Source organism: Streptomyces doebereineriae, assembly GCF_031845645.1.
In the GTDB taxonomy this organism is placed as follows: Bacteria; Actinomycetota; Actinomycetes; order Streptomycetales; family Streptomycetaceae; genus Streptomyces; species Streptomyces canus.
The window spans coordinates 445,912-462,929 of sequence record NZ_JAVREZ010000001.1 but is presented as its reverse complement, the minus strand read 5'-3'; the positions used below and the strand labels follow the sequence as shown (position 1 = coordinate 462,929).

The window sequence follows — 17,018 nt, the reverse complement described above, 5'->3', positions numbered from 1 at the left end:
GTGGCCACCATTCTCCTGTCAAGTGTCCAGAGAAAGCGAGTGCCCTCCATGTCCGTGAAGAGCCTCCGCCAGACGGTCCAGGGCCTCCTGCCGTCCCTGACGCCGGTGCGGTTCGTGGCCGAGGACGGCACACCGGTCGCCAGGCCGCCGGCCGACTACACCGAGCCTCCCGTCGAGGCCCTGCTCGAGGCCTGGCGGCGGATGGTCCTGGGCCGCCGGTTCGACACCCAGGCGACCGCCCTCACCAAGCAGGGCCGCCTCGCCGTCTATCCGTCCAGCCGCGGTCAGGAGGCGTGCCAGATCGGCGCCGTACTCGCTCTGCGCCCCGACGACTGGCTGTTCCCGACCTACCGCGACTCCGTCGCCCTGGTGACCCGCGACATCGACCCCGCTCAGGTGCTCACGCTGCTGCGCGGCGACTGGCACTGCGGTTACGACCCCGCCGCCACCCGCACCGCCCCCCAGTGCACCCCGCTGGCCACCCAGGTGCTGCACGCGACCGGCATGGCCGAGTCCCTGCGCCGCAAGGGCGAGGACGGCGTGGCGATGGCGCTCGTCGGGGACGGGGCGACCAGCGAGGGCGATTTCCACGAGGCGCTGAACTTCGCCGCCGTCTTCCGCGCCCCGGTCGTCTTCTTCGTGCAGAACAACAAGTACGCGATCTCGGTGCCGCTGGCCCGGCAGACCGCGGCGCCCGCCCTGGCGTACAAGGGCATCGGCTACGGGGTGCGCTCCGAGCAGGTCGACGGCAACGACCTGGTCGCGGTGCTGGCGGTGCTGACCGCGGCCGTGGAGCACGCCCGGGCGGGCCACGGTCCCGTCCTGGTCGAGGCGCACACGTACCGCATGGACGCGCACACCAACGCCGACGACGCCACCCGCTACCGGCAGGACGACGAGGTCGAGCAGTGGCGGGCCGCCGACCCGGTCGACCGGCTGGAGACGTACCTGCGCTCGCGTGGCGCGCTCACCGACGAGGATGTGGCGGGGCTGCGGGAGGAGGCCGAGGAGCTGGCGGCACGGGTGCGCGCCGGCATGAACGCGGACTCCGTGCTCGACCCGCTGGAGCTGTTCGACCACGTCTACGCCGAGCCGACCCCTCAACTGCGCGAGCAGCGAGCCCAGTTGGCGGCCGAACTCGCCGAAACCATCCAGGCACAGGAGGACTGACGACCATGGCCAAGGTCACGATGGCGCAGGCGCTCAACACCGCCCTGCGCGACGCGCTGCGCGAGGACGAACGGGTCCTCGTCTTCGGCGAGGACGTCGGTCCGCTCGGCGGGGTCTTCCGCATCACCGACGGGCTGACCCGCGACTTCGGTGAGCAGCGCTGCTTCGACACCCCGCTCGCGGAGGCCGGCATCGTCGGGCTGGCGGTCGGCATGGCGATGGGCGGCTTCCGGCCCGTGGTGGAGATGCAGTTCGACGCGTTCGCCTATCCGGCGTTCGAGCAGATCGCCTCGCACGTCGCCAAGACGCGCAACCGCACCCGCGGACGGATCGGCCTGCCGATGGTGATCCGCATCCCCTACGCCGGCGGGATCGGCGGGGTCGAGCACCACTGCGACTCCAGCGAGGCCTACTACGCGCACACCCCCGGCCTCAAGGTCGTCACCCCGGCCACGGCCGAGGACGCGTACTGGCTGCTGCGGGACGCGGTGGCGGACCCCGACCCGGTGGTGTTCCTGGAGCCGAAGAAGCTGTACTGGTCGCGCGAGGACACCGACCTTCAGACGCGCGGGGCGCTGCCGTTCGGGCGGGCGGCGATCCGGCGGGCGGGGCGTGACGCCACCGTCGTCGCCTACGGCCCCTCGGTCCCGGTCGCCCTGGCGGCTGCCGATGCCGCCGCAGCGGACGGGATCGAGCTGGAGGTGGTGGACCTGCGCACGCTGGTGCCCTTCGACGACGAGACGGTCACGGAGTCGGTCCGCAGGACAGGGCGCTGCGTAGTCGTGCAGGAGGCCCAGGGCTTCGCCGGAGTCGGCGCGGAGATCGCCGCGCGCGTGCAGGAGCGCTGCTTCCACTCGCTCGCGGCTCCCGTACTGCGGGTGGCCGGATTCGACATCCCCTATCCGCCGCCGAAGCTGGAGCACGCCCACCTGCCCGGCGTCGACCGCGTCCTCGACGCCGTCGACCGCCTGCAGTTCGGCGACGAGCCCGACACCCGGCACCTGTCGAAGGGAGCGGTCGCATGACCACCGCGACACTGAACGAGCAGGTGTTCCGGCTGCCCGACCTCGGCGAAGGACTGACCGACGCCGAGATCGTCGAGTGGAAGGTCGCCGTCGGTGACACCGTGACGATCGACCAGACCGTGGTCGAGGTGGAGACCGCCAAGGCCGCGGTCGAGGTGCCGGTGCCGTACGCGGGCACGGTGCTGCGACTGCACGCGGAGGCGGGAACGCCGCTGGGGGTGGGCGAACCGCTGATCACGGTAGGAGCAGCGCCGCCCTCTGCCCCGGAACCAGCCGTCCCGGACACCGCCGCCGAACGGTACCGCGAGGAGGAACAGGCCGGTTCCGGCAACGTCCTGATCGGCTACGGCACCGGGCACGAACCGGCGCCGCGCCGTCGCCGCCGTCGTACGGCCGCCGTACCGGAGACTCCGGCACCCGCGCCGGTCACGGAGGCGCATGCTCCCCGCGTCATCTCACCCCTGGTCCGGAGGCTGGCCCGGGACCATGGGATCGACCTCGCCGCATTGGCGCCTTCGGGTCCGGCCGGGGTCGTCCTGCGGCGGGACGTGGAACAGGCCGTCGCCCAACAGGCACCCGCCTCGACCGAACCCGCCCCGGCCCCCGCCGCCGACGGTCCGGTCCGCATCCCCCTGCGCGGCATCCGCAAAGCCGTCGCGGACAAGCTCACGCGCAGCCGGACCGAAATCCCCGACGCCACCACCTGGGTCGATGTGGACGCCACCGGCCTGCTCCAGGCCAAGAGGGCGCTGGAGGCAGCCGAACCCGGCCGCCGCATCGGCCTGTTGGCCCTGTTCGCTCGCATCTGTGTGGCCGGTCTGCGCCGCTACCCCGAGCTCAACTCGACCGTCGACACCGAGCGCCGCGAGATCCTGCGCTTCGACGAGGTGCACCTGGGCTTCGCCGCCCAGACCGACCGCGGCCTCGTGGTCCCCGTCGTCCGCGACGCCCACCGGCTCACGACGGTCCAACTGGCTGCAGAACTCACCCGGTTGACGGAGCTGGCCCGGACCGGCAGCCTCCCGCCCGACCGGCTGACGGGGGGCACCTTCACCCTCAACAACTACGGCGTGTTCGGTGTCGACGGCTCCACACCCATCATCAACCACCCCGAGGCGGCTCTCCTCGGTGTGGGCCGCATCATCGACAAACCCTGGGTGGTGGACGGTGAGTTGACCGTCCGCAAGGTCACACAGCTGTCGTTCAGCTTCGACCACCGAGTCTGCGACGGCGGCACCGCCGGCGGCTTCCTGCGCTTCGTGGCCGACTGCGTGGAACGCCCGGCGGTCCTGCTCGCCGACGTCTGACCGACCCTCTTCTTTGTTGCCTCGCGCCTGGGCGCACTCCACCCACCAACCGACCGAACGTTCGGCCTGGAGCTTTCATGTCATCGACTTTCTACGCCCGCCACGCGGACCTGCTCGAACAGGCCGTGGCCCGCACCACCGACCGCGGCTACTGGACGCCGTATCCGGAAATCCCCAGCGCCTCGGCGTACGGGGCCGGAGCGCCGGAGTCGGGCGAGGAAGCCTTCCGCGCCCTCCTCGACCGCCCGTTCCCGCTCGACGGGCACCCCACCACCGGAACCGTCCCGGCCACGGAGGTGTCGCCGTACGGCTTCCCCCTCGGCATCAGCTACCCGCATCTGGCGCCCGAGGCCGCCGTGGCAACGGCCAAGTCCGCGGCCCCGGCGTGGCGTGCGGCGAGCCCCGCTGTCCGGGCCGGCGTGGCGGCCGAGATCCTGGCCCGCCTCAACGCGGCAAGCTTCGAGATCGCGCACGCCGTCCAGCACACCACCGGCCAGCCCTTCGTCATGGCCTTCCAGGCGGGCGGCCCGCACGCCCAGGACCGCGGCCTCGAAGCGGTGGCGTACGCCTGGGAGGCGCAGCGGCGCCATCCGGCCACCGCGCGCTGGAGCAAGCCCCGGCGGCGCGGCGGTCCGCTGGTGATGGAGAAGACGTTCACCCCGGTCGGCCGTGGTGTGGCCGTGCTCATCGCCTGCAACACCTTCCCCACCTGGAACGGCTATCCGGGGTTCTTCGCGAGCCTGGTCACCGGCAACCCGGTGATCGTCAAGCCGCACCGGCGGGCCGTGCTGCCGCTGGCGATCACCGTGCGGATCGCCCGTGAGGTGCTGGCGGAGGCCGGTTTCGACCCGGACGTGGTGCTGCTGGCCGCCTCGGGGCCCGAGGAGCGCACCGCTCCCGCCCTGGCCACCCACGCCGATGTGCGGATCGTGGACTTCACCGGTTCCAGCGAGTTCGGCGACTGGCTGGAGACCAACGCCCGCCAGGCAGCCGTGCACACGGAGAAGGCGGGGCTCAACACCGTCGTCGTGGACTCCACGGACGACTACGCCGGACTGTTGCGCAACCTCGCGTTCTCGCTGTCGCTCTACAGCGGGCAGATGTGCACCACCCCGCAGAACATCCTGGTGCCCCGCGACGGGTTCCCCACCGACCAAGGGCCGCGTACCGCCGACGAGTTCGCCGCCGATCTGGGCTCCGCGCTGGACGACCTGCTCCGCGACCCGGCCCGCTCCGCCGCCACCCTCGGCGCGATCGTGAACGACGGAGTCCTCGCGCGCCTGGAGGAGGCGGCAGCCCTGGGCCGTACCGCCCACCCCACCCGGGCCGTGACACACCCCGACCACCCGGACGCCGTCGTGCGCACCCCACTACTGGCCCGGCTCGACGCGGAGGCCGACGAGAAGACCTACACGAGCGAGTGGTTCGGGCCGGTCGCCTTCGTCATCGCCACCGACGACACCGCGCACTCGCTGCGCGTCCTGCACGACACCGTACGGAGCCACGGCGCCCTCACCGCCTGCGTGTACGCGACCGGCGAGGACGTGCTGGCGGCGGCGCGCGCGACGGCTCTGGAGGCGGGGGTGCACCTGTCGGAGAACCTGACCGGCGACGTGTTCCCCAACCAGTCCGCCGCCTTCAGCGACTTCCACGGCACGTCGGCCAACCCGGCCGCCAACGCGACCCTGACCGACCCGGCGTTCGTCACCGGCCGGTTCGCCGTCCTCCAGTCCCGCCGTCACGCACCCGACCAGGAGCACGAGGAGCACGCCGATGTCCGATGAGGTCTATCTGATCGACGGGGCCCGTACCCCGCAGGGCCGTTACGGCGGGGCGCTGGCCTCCGTACGCCCCGACGACCTGGCCGCGCTCGTCGTCGGCGAGGCCGTGCGCCGCGCCGGGGCCCCGGCCGACTCCGTGGACGAGGTGATCCTCGGCGCCGCGAACCAGGCCGGCGAGGACAACCGGGACGTCGCGCGAATGGCCGTACTGCTGGCCGGACTTCCGCACACCGTGCCCGGATACACCGTCAACCGGCTGTGCGCGTCCGGGCTCACGGCCGTCGCGTCCGCCGCGCAGTCGATACGGGCGGGCGAGGCCGATCTGGTCGTGGCCGGCGGGGTCGAGTCGATGACCCGTGCGCCGTGGGTGACGGCCAAGCCGGGCACACCCTGGGCCCGGCCCGGCGACGTCCACGACACCTCACTCGGCTGGCGCTTCACCAACCCCCGCTTCCCCGCGACGACGACACTGTCGATGGGCGAGACCGCGGAGGAGCTCGCCGCCCTGGACGGCATCAGCCGCCTGGAGGCGGACGCCTTCGCGCTGCGCAGCCACCGTAGGGCGGTGGCCGCACGCGCGGCGGGCCGCTTCGCGGCGGAGATCGTCCCGGTGCCGGTGGCGGACGGTGAGGTGACCGAGGACGAAGGGCCGCGCCCGACCACCACGTTGGAGAAGCTGAGCAGCCTGCGCACGGCCTTCCGTCCGGGCGGCATCGTCACGGCCGGCAACTCCTCGCCGTTGTCCGACGGGGCCGCCGCCCTGGTGGTGGCGAGCGGGGCGGCGGTGGAGCGCCACGGGCTGACTCCCCGGGCCCGGGTCGTCACGGCCGCCTCGGCCGGGGTCGAGCCCCACCTGATGGGGCTCGGCCCGGTGCCGGCCACGGCCAAGGCCCTGGAGAGGGCGGGCTGGACGGCCGAGGACCTCGACGCGATCGAACTCAACGAGGCCTTCGCCGCTCAGGCCCTCGCGGTCACGCACCGGCTGAAGCTCGACCCGGACCGCGTCAACGCCGACGGCGGGGCCATCGCCCTCGGCCACCCCCTGGGCTGCTCCGGCGCCCGCATCCTGCTCACCCTGCTGGGCCGCCTGGAACGGGAGGGCGGCCGACGGGGCCTGGCGACCCTCTGCGTCGGAGTCGGACAGGGCGTGGCCATGCTCGTGGAGCGGGTATGAACACGCGCGAGGGACCGTCGTACGAGACACTGTCCGTCGAGGAGCGCACGGACCGGGTGGTCGTCACCCTGCGGCGGCCCGGCGCCCGCAACGCCATCAACGGCCGCATGATCGCCGAACTGCACGGCGTGTGCGAGGAGTTGGAGCGCACCCCGAAACTCCTCCTGCTCACCGGGCACGACGGGGTCTTCGCCGGCGGGGCCGACATCGGCGAACTGCGGCGGCGCGGCCGGGACGAGGCGCTGGAGGGGATCAACAGCCGCCTGTTCGAGCGGGTACGCAGGCTGCCCCTGCCCACCGTGGCCGCCGTGCCCGGCTGGGCGCTGGGCGGCGGTGCCGAGTTGGCGTACGCCTGCGATCTCAGGATCGCCGGGACGGACGCGGTCTTCGGCAACCCCGAACCGGGCCTCGGCATCCTCGCCGCCGCCGGTGCGTGCTGGCGGCTGCGCGAGCTGGTGGGCGAGTCGGTGGCCAAGCAGGTCCTGCTCGCAGGACGCACTCTCGACGCCCCCGCGGCCCTCGCCTGCGGGCTGGTCATCGACGTCGTACCGACGGACCGGCTGGCCGCCGAGGCGCACGCGTTGCTCGACCGGATGGCCCGCTCCTCGGCACTCGCCCTGCGCCTGACGAAGCTCGTCACCGACGCCTCGGGGGCTCATCCCGTGGCCGACGACCTCGCCCAGGCGGTGCTCTTCGAGAGCCCGGACAAACAGCAGCGCATGACGCGCTTCCTGGAGAAGAAGGGAGGCCGGGCATGACCCCGGCAGCAACACCACCCCCCGTGGTGGGGGTCATCGGCGGCGGTCGCATGGGCGCCGGTATCGCCCAGTCCTTCGCGGCCGCCGGATCACGTGTGGTCGTGGTGGAGCGTGACGAATCCGCGGCGGCCGCGGCAATGGAGAGGGTGACCAGGGGACTTCGGCAGGCGGCCGAGCGCGGGACGCTCGCCGGGCCGCCGGACCTCGGAGTGCCGGACCGTGTCATCGTCGCCTCCTCGATCGCCGAACTGCCCCACGACACCGACCTGGTCGTCGAGGCCGTCTTCGAAGACGCCGCTCTCAAGGCCGAGTTGCTCGCCGCAACCGAGGACGTCGTGCACGACGGATGCGTGCTGGCCAGCAACACCAGCGCCCTGTCCGTCACCGAACTCGCGGCGGTTCTGCGGAGTCCCGGGCGGTTCCTGGGAATGCACTTCTTCAACCCCGTGCCCGTCTCCGCCCTCGTCGAACTGGTCCTGGCCCCCGGTACGACCGAAGCGACCCGGGCAGCGGCGGTCCGCTGGACCCACGCCCTCGGCAAACAGGACGTCGTCGTCAGGGACTCGCCCGGGTTCGCCAGCAGTCGCCTCGGCCTCGCCCTCGGTCTTGAGGCGATCCGCATGGTCGAGGAAGGCGTCGCCGACCCGGAGGCCGTCGACACGGCCATGCGCCTCGGATACCGGCACCCGATGGGCCCGCTGCGACTGACGGACGTGGTGGGACTCGACGTACGCCTCGCCATCGCGGAGCACCTGCACACGAAACTCGGCGAACGGTTCGCGCCGCCGCGGCTGCTGCGGGAGAAAGTCGCCCGCGGTGAGCTGGGCCGCAAGACCGGTCAGGGGTTCTACCGATGGCAGTGAGCGAAAGACCGCGGGCATCGAGCGAAAGCCCCACCTCGCACGGTGTGTCGTACGAGGTCACCGACACCGTGGCCGTGATCGAACTGCGCGGACGCACCAGTGGCAACGCGCTCGACGCCCACCTGCGCGGCGCCCTCCTCATGGCCGCCCGGCGGCTGACCACGGACGCCCGGCGCGAGGTGCGAGCGGCCCTGATCACCGCTCGCGGCCGGCACTTCTGCGTCGGGCAGGACCTCAAGGAACACGCCCACCTGCTCAAGACCTCGCCCGCCACCGCCTTCGCCAACATCCCCGAGCACTACAACCCGCTGGTGAAGGAACTCCACGCGCTGCCGATCCCGCTCGTCGTCGCGGTCGAGGGCTCCTGTGTCGGCGCCGGACTGGGCCTCGCGCTCTGCGCCGACATACGTGTGGCCGCCGAGGGTGCCCGCTTCGCCACCGCGTTCGGCGGTGTCGCGCTCGCCTCGGACTCGGGCGTGGCCCGCGCCCTGTCCCGGCAGCTGGGCCCCTCCCGCACCGCCGGACTCATGCTGCTCGGCGACACCTTCTCCGCGCGGGACGCCGAACAGTGGGGGCTGGTGCACCGCGTCGTGGCCGACGGCTCGGCCGCCGCCGAGGGCGTGGCCCTGGCCCGCACGCTGGCCGCCGGGCCCACCGCCGCGCACCGGGAGACCAAGGCGCTGCTGCGGACGGCGGCCACCACGGCCCTGCCGGCGGCGCTGGAGCGCGAGTCCGTCGTCCAGCGACGGCTCGGCAGCACCGATGACCACCACGAGGCCGTCACCGCATTCCTCGAACGGCGGGGCCCGGTCTTCCGTGGCCGCTGACTGCCCGTCCCCCTTGAAAGGAGCACCCGTGCAAGAAACACCCACCTCCATGAACATATCCGTGTTCGAGGACACCATCGCCCGCGACCAGCGCATCGAACCCCGCGACTGGATGCCCGACGCCTACCGGGCCACGCTCGTCCGGCAGATCGCCCAGCACGCCCACTCCGAGATCATCGGCATGCAGCCGGAGGGCGACTGGATCACCCGGGCACCCTCGCTGCGCCGCAAGGCGATCCTCTTCGCCAAAGTGCAGGACGAGGCGGGGCACGGGCTCTATCTCTACTCGGCGGCCGAGACCCTCGGCGCCGACCGCACCGACATGACGGAGCGGCTGATCGACGGCCGCCAGAAGTACTCCTCGATCTTCAACTACCCCACCCGCACCTTCGCCGACGTCGGAGTGATCGGCTGGTTCGTGGACGGGGCGGCCATCTGCAACCAGGTCCCGCTGTGCCGCACCTCGTACGGCCCCTACGGACGCGCCATGGTCCGCGTCTGCAAGGAGGAGTCCTTCCACCAGCGGCAGGGCTACGAACTGCTGCTGACCATGATGCGCGGCACGGACGAACAGCGCGCCATGGTGCAGGACGCCGTGGACCGCTGGTGGTGGCCGTCCCTGATGATGTTCGGCCCGCCCGACGACGACTCCCCCAACTCGGCGCGCTCCATGGCCTGGAGGATCAAGCGGCACTCCAACGACGCCCTGCGGCAGCGCTTCGTCGACATGACCGTCCCGCAGGCCGAGAAGCTGGGCGTCACCCTGCCCGACCCGGGCCTGCGGTGGAACGAGGAGCGCGGCCACCACGACTTCTCCACCCCCGACTGGGACGAGCTGAAGCGGGTCGTCTCCGGTGACGGACCGTGCAACGCCGAGCGGATCGCCCGTCGCCGGGCCGCGCACGACGAGGGCGCCTGGGTACGGCGGGCCGCCGCCGCGCACGCCGCCAAGCGCACCGCCCGGTCACGCCAAGGAGCGGCGGCATGAGCCCCACGAGCAAGGCCGACTGGCCGCTGTACGAGGTCTTCGTACGCGGCAAGCGCGGGCTCAACCACGTCCACGTCGGCTCCCTGCGCGCCGCCGACGACGACATGGCCCTGCTGCACGCCCGCGATCTCTACACCCGGCGCAACGAGGGCGTGAGCATCTGGGCCGTGCGCTCGGACACCATCGCCGCCTCCGCGCCCGACGAGAAGGACCCCTTCTTCGCACCCAGCGGCGACAAGGTCTACCGGCACCCCACCTTCTACGACATCCCCGACGACGTCCCCCACATCTAGGGACCATCCCAGAACCTTGAGGAGCAGCGCATGACCGACGAGGACCTGTATGTCGACGGCGACGGCGCACGGTGGGCGTTCGGCACCGGGTTCACCGACCCGCTGCACGGGATCGACCAGACGGTGCCCGACGGAGTCGACGCGGAAGACCTGGCCGCCTGCTGTCTGGCGCTCGGCGACGACGCCCTGGTGTCCGCGCAACGGCTGGCCGAATGGTGCACCCGCGCCCCCGAGTTGGAGGAGGAGCTGGCGCTGGCCAACATCGGCCTCGACCTCCTCGGCCAGGCGCGTCTGCTGTACGCCAGGGCGGGCCGGGCCGACGGCACGGGCCGTGGCGAGGACGCGTACGCGTACTTCCGCACCCCGGCGGACTTCCGCAACGTACGCCTCGCCGAACTGCCGGGCGGCGACTTCGCGTTCACCGTCGCTCGCCTGCTGGTGCTGTCCGTCTGGCGGCTGGCCGTGTGCGAGGCGCTCACCACCGCACCCGACCCGGTGCTGGCCGCGATCGCGGCCAAGAGTGTCAAGGAACTGGCCTATCACCGCCGTTGGGCCGCGGAGTGGACGGTACGGCTCGGCGACGGCACCGACGAGTCCGCCGCCCGGATGCGGGCCGGGTTCGACGAAGTCGCCCCCTGGCTGGACGAGTTGCTGACGGACGGTTCCGCCGCGCGCCTCGGCGCCGAACCGGCCGTCGTAGCCGCGCGGTCCCGCCTCGAGCTGTTCCACGTGCTGGCCGATGCCGAACTGAATCGCTCCGCCGGCGTGTCCCCGCTCGACACCTCGGCGTCCCCGGTCCCGGGCTCCGGCCGGAACGGACAGCACACCCCGCACCTGGCGCCCCTCCTCGCCGAACTGCAGAGCGTGGCCCGCGCCCACCCGGACGCGTCGTGGTGACGGCGTCCGCGGAGCGGGCGTCGCGGATCGCCGCGGAGGTTCCCGATCCCGAGCTGCCGATGGTGACGCTGGCCGACCTCGGGGTGCTGCACGGCGTCGAGGTGACTCCGGAGGGCACCGTCGTCGTACGGCTCGCCCCGACGTACGCGGGCTGTCCCGCCATGGCCGAGATGCGTGCCGAGGTGGCGGCTCGGCTGCGGGCCGCCGGCTTCGCCGACGTGCGGGTGGTCACGGTGCTCGACCCGCCGTGGACCACCGACCGGATCACCGACGAGGGCCGTCGCAAGCTGGCGGAGCACGGCATCGCGCCGCCCGGCCCACGCAACGCGCCGGGTCCGGCACGCGCCCGGACCTGGCTGAGCCTCACCACCCAGCCGCCCGAGGTTCCCTGCCCGCGCTGCGCCTCGGCCGACACCGAGGAGATCTCGCACTTCGCCGCCACCGCCTGCACGGCACTCCGTCGCTGCCTTAGCTGTCGGGAGCCGTTCCCCCACGTCAAGGACCTGCCATGACTTCGTCCCCCGTTCGGGTCCGCCGTCGCTCCGCCTTCCACGCCCTGCGGGTGTCGGCCGTGGAACCGCTGTGCGCCGACGCGGCCGCCCTCACCTTCGACGTCCCCGACCGCCTGGCCGCCGAGTTCGCGTTCCGGCCCGGTCAATGCCTCACCGTGCGCCGCGAGATCGACGGTCGCGACGAGCGGCGCTCGTACTCGATCTGCTCACCGGCCGGTACGGCGCCGCGCATCGGCGTCCGCGTGGTACCGGGCGGCCTGTTCTCCTCCTGGCTCGTGCACGACGTACGCCCCGGGGACACCGTGGAGGTCATGGCCCCGGCCGGTGCGTTCACGCCGGATCCGACCAGTGCCGGTGGCTTCGGCCACCAGGTACTCGTCGCCGCCGGGTCCGGCGTCACGCCGATGCTGTCCATCGCCGCGTCCGTCCTCGCCGCGGACGAGGACGCGCGCGTCACGCTCCTGTACGGCAACCGGCGCACCGGCACCGTGATGTTCGCGGACGAACTCGCCGACCTGAAGGACCGGTACCCGGCCCGTTTCCAGCTCGCCCACGTCCTGTCCCGCGAGCCGCGCGAGGCCGAGTTGCTCTCCGGCCGTCTCGACACCGCGCGGCTGACCGCACTGCTGGACGCTCTCCTCGACGTCCGGGAGGTCGCCCACTGGTGGCTTTGCGGCCCGCACGGTCTGGTGCGCGAGACCCGCGCGCTGCTGACCGGACTCGGCGTCCCGGCGGACCGTGTTCACCAGGAACTGTTCCACGCCGACGAGGAACCATCCGAGGCAACCACCACCGACGGGGTGGACACCACCGACCGGGGCCCCGGGAGCATGGTCACCGTGGTCCTCGACGGCCGGGCGACCACGTTCACCGCGCCCCGCGACCGCAGCATCCTCGACGGTGCCCAACAGGCCCGGTCCGACCTGCCGTTCGCGTGCAAGGGCGGCGTCTGCGGAACCTGCCGGGCCCTCGTCACCGACGGCGACGCCGACATGCGCCGCAACTACGCCCTGGAACCGGCTGAGGTCTCCGCGGGCTATGTCCTCACCTGCCAGACGTATGCCGCCTCCGAGAACCTCACCGTCGACTTCGACAGCTGAGCGTCGGGGCCGTGGCCGGGCAGCGTTTTCGGGCGGCTTCCCCTTGCGAAGGCCTCAGTGTTCAGTGGCTGCTGAGCATGCCCTCGCGCAGGCGGGCCAAAAGGCGGGTGATCAGGCGGGAGACGTGCATCTGGGAGACGCCGAGGTGTTCTGCGATCTGGGCCTGGGTGAGCTCCTCGACGAAGCGCCAGTGGATGATCTTGCGGTCGCGTTCGTCGAGTTCGGCGATCATCGGTGCGAGGGCGTGGAAATCCTCGACCAGGCCGAGCGCCGGGTCCTGGTTGCCGATGAAGTCCGCGAGGACACTCTCGCCCTCCTCGCTGCCGCCGATCGCCGCGTCCAGAGAAGCCGACTTGTAGCCGTTCGACGCCAGTCGGGCCTCGACGATCTCCTCCTCGGGCAGACTCATCAGCTCGGACAGTTCCCTGGTCGTCGGCGTCCGGCCCAGTCGGCTGCTCAACTCCTCGCTCGCGCGGGCCAGTTGCACACGAGCCTCCTGCAACCGGCGAGGCACGTGCACGGCCCAGGAGGTGTCGCGGAAGAACCGCTTGATCTCACCGACTATGTAGGGGACGGCGAAGGAGGTGAACTCCACCTCACGGGACAACTCGAACCGGTCGATCGCCTTGATCAGGCCGATCATGCCGACCTGGACGATGTCCTCCATCTCCTCCTGGCCACGGCTGCGGAACCGGCCGGCCGCGTAACGGACCAGAGAGATGTTCATCTCGATCAGTGTGTTGCGCGCGTACTGGTACTCGGGCGTGCCCTCCTCCAGCACCGCGAGCTGCTCGAAGAACAGCTTCGACAACTCCCGAGCGTCCTTGGGAGCCACCTGGGACGGGTCGGTGATCTCCGGCATGGTCACCGTCTGTCCGGCAGTCCGCACGGTCGTCGTCGCCATGATGTGCCCCTCCCACTGTGTCGGTCTCGTGTCAGCCTGCCCGCTGACCGATGATCATCCGTCTACCCCCGCCTTGAACACGCATGCACGCGAATTTTACAACTGACGTGGCCGGGTTCCGGCGATCGAGCGAGCCGGGACACCCCGCGCGCCTCCGTACGGCGGGAGAACCCGCGAGGAAGCCCCTGAGCAGCCTGATTGCGAGGAATCGAAGCGCTTCGACGCCGCCATCGACCTCGGGGAGCGTCAACGGCCAGGCAATATGAAAGTTTCTTGGCGCTGCTCCTCTTGTTTAGCGAGAAACATGTCATTAACGTTCCCCGCCAGGTGAAGCGCTTCGACGCGCTTCGAACCGCCGACGGGAAGCGCCGCGTCATGACCAACGAGTTGAACCGGACAGGCTTCGTCGGCACAACGGCCGCCGTGGCCGGGGCCGCTGCGATGGGCCGCCTCCTGTCGACGTGCGGAAGCAGCGAACGGTCGCAGGCCGGGGCCGACATCGCGTCAGACCTGAAGAAGGCACTGCCCGTCCACGCTCCCGGGACGTCCGTCAAGCCGGACAGACCCTCGGTGTCGAACAAGCAACCCGCTCGTCATCGCCCCGGCCCTGTTCCTGCTGTCCGAGGGGTCCGCCGAGAATCTGCGCCCCAACGTCGCGGGCGGCGGAACACTCCTCGTCCAGCACGCGAGCGGCTACGTGAACGACCGCCTCCGCGCCCGCCTCGACGGCTGTCCCGCCGCCCCCTGCGTGAGGCGCTGGGCATCCGGGTCGAGGAGTACCGGCCGCTGCGGCGCGACGAACGGATCACGTTGTCGGACGGCACGCAGGGCACCGCGTGGAGCGAGTCCCTGCACGCCGAGGGCGCCAAGACACTCGCCACCTACACCCACGGGATGCCCTCGGGCAGCCCGGCGGTGACCCGGAACGCCTTCGGTACCGGGCGCGGTTGGTATCTCTCGACCCGCCCCGACCACGTCGGCTACGGCGCACTGGTCGCCCGGCTGCTCGACGAGACCGGAGTGGGCCCCGAGACGCCAGGGCTGACCCGCAGGTCGAGGCCGTCACCCGGCACGCCGCGGACGGCCGCCGCCGGCGCTTCCTGATCAACCACGGCACCGAGCCCGTGCCTCTGCCCGGGCCCGCCCACGACCTGCTCACGGGCGGCACGGTCGCCGAACTGGCCGCCGGCGGCAGTGCCGTACTCCGTATCTCCTGAGCACCGTCTCCTTCCCCCTCTCTTCGGAAAGGCAGCAATGACCAGCGCACCCCCGATCGTCCGATGGGGCCACCGGGCCCTGGAGGCCGAGATCGTCGTCGACGAGGACGGCATCGCCCGTCTCGCACGTCTCGGCGTCCCCGGCGGACTGCATCCCGAGCGGCGGTCGTGGCCCTCGCTGCCCCTCGTGGAGGTGACGGCGGCGGGCCACGGCCGCGCCTGGTCGGGCGGGCGCCTCATCGACTCGTACATCGGCGGGCGGCTGCGTCACCGCGCGCACCGTGCGACCCGCGACGGTGACTGGCATGTGCTCACCGTCGAACTCCACGACCCGGAGACCGGGCTCGCAGCCGAGGTGATCTACCGCTCGCCGGACGGAGTGCCCGTACTGCGCAGCGAGGTGGTCCTGCGCAACGAGGGGGACGCCACCCTGCATCTGGAGTCCGTCTCCTCCCTCGTCGTCGGTCCCCTCGCCGACGGCCCGGAGGCCATCGACGGCGCCGACCTGCTGTGGGCCGAGAACGACTGGGTCGCCGAATGCCGCTGGCAGCGACGGCCGATGCGGGTGACTTCGCCGGTCCTCGCCGGCCGTGTGGTCTACGACAACGGCAAGGGCGAGTTCACCCGGACCGGGCGGGGTGTGTGGTCGAGCTGCGGCCGGCTGCCCATGGGCGGTCTGACCGACCGTCGCATGGGCCGCACGTGGCTGTGGCAGATCGAGCACAACGGAGGCGGCTGGCACTGGGAGTGCGGCGAGCGCGACACGCTGGCCTACCTCGCCCTGTTCGGCCCGACCGACACCCACCACGGCTGGCGGCATCCACTGGAGCCGGGCGCGGAGTTCCGCACCGTGCCCGTCGCCCTCGCGTTCAGCGACGACGGGGGCCCGGACGAGGCGTTCGCCGCGCTCACCCGCCATCGCCGGGCCGCCCGCCGCCCGCACGCCGACCACCTGCGGCTCCCGGTCATCTTCAACGACTACATGAACTGCCTGATGGGCGATCCCACCACGGAGAAGCTGCTGCCGCTGATCGACGCGGCGGCCGAGGCGGGCGCGGAGTACTTCGTCATCGACGCCGGCTGGTACGACGGCGAGAACGGCGGCTGGTGGGACAGCGTAGGAGCCTGGGAGCCGGCCGCGTCCCGGTTCCCCGGCGAGCGCGGGATCCACGAGGTGCTGGACCACATCCGGGAGCGCGGCATGGTGCCCGGTCTGTGGCTGGAGCCGGAGGTGATCGGCGTCCGCAGCCCCATGGCCAAGTCCCTTCCGGACGAGGCCTTCTTCCGCCGCGACGGCGTCCGCGTCACCGAGACCGGCCGCCACCACCTGGACTTGCGCCACCCTGCCGCCCGTACCCACCTGGACCAGGTCGTGGACCGCCTGGTCGGCGAGTGGGGCGTCGGCTACCTCAAGCTCGACCACAACATCGACCCCGGCTCCGGTACCAGCGCCCACCCCGGCGAGACCCCGGGCGCCGGACTGCTCGGCCACAACCGGGCGCACCTCGACTGGCTCGACGGCATCCTGGACCGCTATCCGCACCTGGTGGTGGAGAACTGCTCCTCCGGCGGCATGCGCTGGGACTACGCGCTGCTGTCCCGGCTGCAACTGCAGTCCACCAGCGACCAGCAGAACCTCCAGCTGTACGCCCCCATCGCGGCCTCCGCGCCCACCGCTGTCACCCCCGAACAGGGTGCCGTATGGGCCTATCCACAGCCGGAGGACTCCTCGGACGAGGTGGCCTTCACCATGGCCAACGCCCTCCTCGGCCGCATCCACCTGTCCGGGATGCTCCCGGACCTGCCGCCCGAGGCCCGTGCCCTGGTCCACGAGGCCGTCACCGTGTACAAGGCCATCCGGACCGACCTGGCCCAGGCCGTGCCCGCTTGGCCGCTGGGCCTGCCGGCCTGGGACGACCTGTGGCTCGCTCTGGCGCTCCACACCCCGGCCACCACTTATCTCACGGTCTGGCGCCGCCCCGGTGCGGAGACCACCGCCGCCCTCCCTCTTTCTCATCTGCACGGCCGCGCGGCCCGCGTCGACGTCCTCTACCCCGCCGCGAGCCAGGCCGTCACCTCCTGGCACCCGGACACCGCCGACCTCACCCTCACGCTGCCCGCGGCCCCTTCGGCGGTGCTGCTCCGCCTTGCCCACGCGGCGCCGGACACCCCCTGAACATGCCGACCCACCCCATTCCGAAG

The 17,018-nt window shown here is 72.1% G+C and carries 17 protein-coding genes; 16 read left to right on the top strand and 1 reads right to left on the bottom strand.

Annotated elements, in window-relative coordinates:
- Nucleotides 1-48 precede the first annotated feature (48 nt).
- The 13 genes from pdhA (at nucleotide 49) to paaE (ending at nucleotide 12,695) form a co-directional block, all read left to right on the top strand.
- Entirely contained in the window at nucleotides 49-1,170 is a 1,122-nt protein-coding gene (pdhA, locus tag RNB18_RS02200) for a pyruvate dehydrogenase (acetyl-transferring) E1 component subunit alpha (protein WP_311712408.1), read from the top strand.
- Between the two features lie 5 nt (nucleotides 1,171-1,175).
- Entirely contained in the window at nucleotides 1,176-2,195 is a 1,020-nt protein-coding gene (locus tag RNB18_RS02195; protein ID WP_311712407.1) for an alpha-ketoacid dehydrogenase subunit beta, read from the top strand.
- Nucleotides 2,192-3,502, top strand: coding sequence for a dihydrolipoamide acetyltransferase family protein (locus RNB18_RS02190; RefSeq protein WP_311712406.1), 1,311 nt, complete (start codon nucleotides 2,192-2,194; stop codon nucleotides 3,500-3,502). Before RNB18_RS02195 ends, RNB18_RS02190 begins: the two co-directional genes overlap by 4 nt.
- Nucleotides 3,503-3,579: 77 nt before the next feature.
- Nucleotides 3,580-5,286, top strand: a complete 1,707-nt coding sequence (paaN, locus tag RNB18_RS02185) for a phenylacetic acid degradation protein PaaN (RefSeq protein ID WP_311712405.1) — start codon at nucleotides 3,580-3,582, stop codon at nucleotides 5,284-5,286.
- Nucleotides 5,276-6,457, top strand: a complete 1,182-nt coding sequence (locus RNB18_RS02180) for a thiolase family protein (RefSeq protein ID WP_311712404.1) — start codon at nucleotides 5,276-5,278, stop codon at nucleotides 6,455-6,457. The genes paaN and RNB18_RS02180 overlap by 11 nt, the downstream gene beginning before the upstream one ends.
- Complete coding sequence (locus RNB18_RS02175; RefSeq protein WP_311712403.1) at nucleotides 6,454-7,215, top strand: enoyl-CoA hydratase/isomerase family protein; 762 nt, start codon at nucleotides 6,454-6,456, stop codon at nucleotides 7,213-7,215. The genes RNB18_RS02180 and RNB18_RS02175 overlap by 4 nt, the downstream gene beginning before the upstream one ends.
- Complete coding sequence (locus RNB18_RS02170) at nucleotides 7,212-8,078, top strand: 3-hydroxyacyl-CoA dehydrogenase family protein (RefSeq protein ID WP_311712402.1); 867 nt, start codon at nucleotides 7,212-7,214, stop codon at nucleotides 8,076-8,078. Before RNB18_RS02175 ends, RNB18_RS02170 begins: the two co-directional genes overlap by 4 nt.
- The gene (locus RNB18_RS02165; RefSeq protein WP_311712401.1) at nucleotides 8,069-8,905 is read left to right on the top strand and encodes an enoyl-CoA hydratase/isomerase family protein; all 837 of its coding nucleotides are present in this window, start codon (nucleotides 8,069-8,071) and stop codon (nucleotides 8,903-8,905) included. The genes RNB18_RS02170 and RNB18_RS02165 overlap by 10 nt, the downstream gene beginning before the upstream one ends.
- Before the next feature lie 49 nt (nucleotides 8,906-8,954).
- Nucleotides 8,955-9,893: a 1,2-phenylacetyl-CoA epoxidase subunit PaaA gene (gene paaA / locus RNB18_RS02160; RefSeq protein WP_311713001.1), complete on the top strand. Its 939-nt coding sequence runs from the start codon at nucleotides 8,955-8,957 to the stop codon at nucleotides 9,891-9,893.
- Nucleotides 9,890-10,186 carry a 1,2-phenylacetyl-CoA epoxidase subunit PaaB gene (gene paaB / locus RNB18_RS02155; RefSeq protein WP_057613396.1) on the top strand — a complete coding sequence of 99 codons (297 nt, stop codon included), beginning with the start codon at nucleotides 9,890-9,892 and terminating at the stop codon, nucleotides 10,184-10,186. The genes paaA and paaB overlap by 4 nt, the downstream gene beginning before the upstream one ends.
- A gap of 30 nt (nucleotides 10,187-10,216) precedes the next feature.
- Complete coding sequence (gene paaC / locus RNB18_RS02150; RefSeq protein ID WP_311712400.1) at nucleotides 10,217-11,083, top strand: 1,2-phenylacetyl-CoA epoxidase subunit PaaC; 867 nt, start codon at nucleotides 10,217-10,219, stop codon at nucleotides 11,081-11,083.
- On the top strand, nucleotides 11,077-11,595 hold the full coding sequence (gene paaD / locus RNB18_RS02145; protein WP_311712399.1) for a 1,2-phenylacetyl-CoA epoxidase subunit PaaD: 519 nt from the start codon (nucleotides 11,077-11,079) through the stop codon (nucleotides 11,593-11,595). Before paaC ends, paaD begins: the two co-directional genes overlap by 7 nt.
- Nucleotides 11,592-12,695: a 1,2-phenylacetyl-CoA epoxidase subunit PaaE gene (gene paaE / locus RNB18_RS02140; protein WP_311712398.1), complete on the top strand. Its 1,104-nt coding sequence runs from the start codon at nucleotides 11,592-11,594 to the stop codon at nucleotides 12,693-12,695. Before paaD ends, paaE begins: the two co-directional genes overlap by 4 nt.
- A 61-nt stretch (nucleotides 12,696-12,756) precedes the next feature.
- Here paaE and RNB18_RS02135 read toward each other — a convergent pair whose 3' ends face one another.
- A complete protein-coding gene (locus RNB18_RS02135) occupies nucleotides 12,757-13,599 on the bottom strand; it encodes an RNA polymerase sigma factor SigF (RefSeq protein ID WP_311712397.1) in 843 nt (280 codons plus the stop codon).
- 375 nt (nucleotides 13,600-13,974) lie between these two features.
- Between RNB18_RS02135 and RNB18_RS02130 the strand changes: the two genes are divergently transcribed.
- Genes RNB18_RS02130 through RNB18_RS02120 form a run of 3 tightly spaced genes read left to right on the top strand, consistent with a single transcriptional unit; the run spans nucleotide 13,975 to nucleotide 16,992 of the window.
- Nucleotides 13,975-14,703, top strand: coding sequence for a beta-galactosidase trimerization domain-containing protein (locus RNB18_RS02130; RefSeq protein ID WP_311713000.1), 729 nt, complete (start codon nucleotides 13,975-13,977; stop codon nucleotides 14,701-14,703).
- Entirely contained in the window at nucleotides 14,700-14,816 is a 117-nt protein-coding gene (locus tag RNB18_RS02125) for a hypothetical protein (protein ID WP_311712999.1), read from the top strand. The genes RNB18_RS02130 and RNB18_RS02125 overlap by 4 nt, the downstream gene beginning before the upstream one ends.
- 37 nt (nucleotides 14,817-14,853) lie before the next feature.
- Nucleotides 14,854-16,992, top strand: a complete 2,139-nt coding sequence (locus RNB18_RS02120) for an alpha-galactosidase (protein WP_311712396.1) — start codon at nucleotides 14,854-14,856, stop codon at nucleotides 16,990-16,992.
- Nucleotides 16,993-17,018: the final 26 nt, after the last annotated feature.

Excerpts from the sequence above, each read along its gene's own strand:
- pdhA (WP_311712408.1), top strand. The coding sequence starts at position 49 with ATGTCCGTGAAGAGCCTCCGCCAGACGGTCCAGGGCCTCCTGCCGTCC.
- RNB18_RS02175 (WP_311712403.1), top strand. The coding sequence starts at position 6,454 with ATGAACACGCGCGAGGGACCGTCGTACGAGACACTGTCCGTCGAGGAG.
- RNB18_RS02190 (WP_311712406.1), top strand. The coding sequence starts at position 2,192 with ATGACCACCGCGACACTGAACGAGCAGGTGTTCCGGCTGCCCGACCTC.
- paaA (WP_311713001.1), top strand. The coding sequence starts at position 8,955 with ATGAACATATCCGTGTTCGAGGACACCATCGCCCGCGACCAGCGCATC.
- RNB18_RS02195 (WP_311712407.1), top strand. The coding sequence starts at position 1,176 with ATGGCCAAGGTCACGATGGCGCAGGCGCTCAACACCGCCCTGCGCGAC.
- RNB18_RS02120 (WP_311712396.1), top strand. The coding sequence starts at position 14,854 with ATGACCAGCGCACCCCCGATCGTCCGATGGGGCCACCGGGCCCTGGAG.
- paaN (WP_311712405.1), top strand. The coding sequence starts at position 3,580 with ATGTCATCGACTTTCTACGCCCGCCACGCGGACCTGCTCGAACAGGCC.
- RNB18_RS02170 (WP_311712402.1), top strand. The coding sequence starts at position 7,212 with ATGACCCCGGCAGCAACACCACCCCCCGTGGTGGGGGTCATCGGCGGC.
- RNB18_RS02135 (WP_311712397.1), bottom strand. The coding sequence starts at position 13,599 with ATGGCGACGACGACCGTGCGGACTGCCGGACAGACGGTGACCATGCCG.
- RNB18_RS02130 (WP_311713000.1), top strand. The coding sequence starts at position 13,975 with ATGACCAACGAGTTGAACCGGACAGGCTTCGTCGGCACAACGGCCGCC.
- RNB18_RS02165 (WP_311712401.1), top strand. The coding sequence starts at position 8,069 with ATGGCAGTGAGCGAAAGACCGCGGGCATCGAGCGAAAGCCCCACCTCG.
- RNB18_RS02180 (WP_311712404.1), top strand. The coding sequence starts at position 5,276 with ATGTCCGATGAGGTCTATCTGATCGACGGGGCCCGTACCCCGCAGGGC.
- paaB (WP_057613396.1), top strand. The coding sequence starts at position 9,890 with ATGAGCCCCACGAGCAAGGCCGACTGGCCGCTGTACGAGGTCTTCGTA.
- paaC (WP_311712400.1), top strand. The coding sequence starts at position 10,217 with ATGACCGACGAGGACCTGTATGTCGACGGCGACGGCGCACGGTGGGCG.
- paaE (WP_311712398.1), top strand. The coding sequence starts at position 11,592 with ATGACTTCGTCCCCCGTTCGGGTCCGCCGTCGCTCCGCCTTCCACGCC.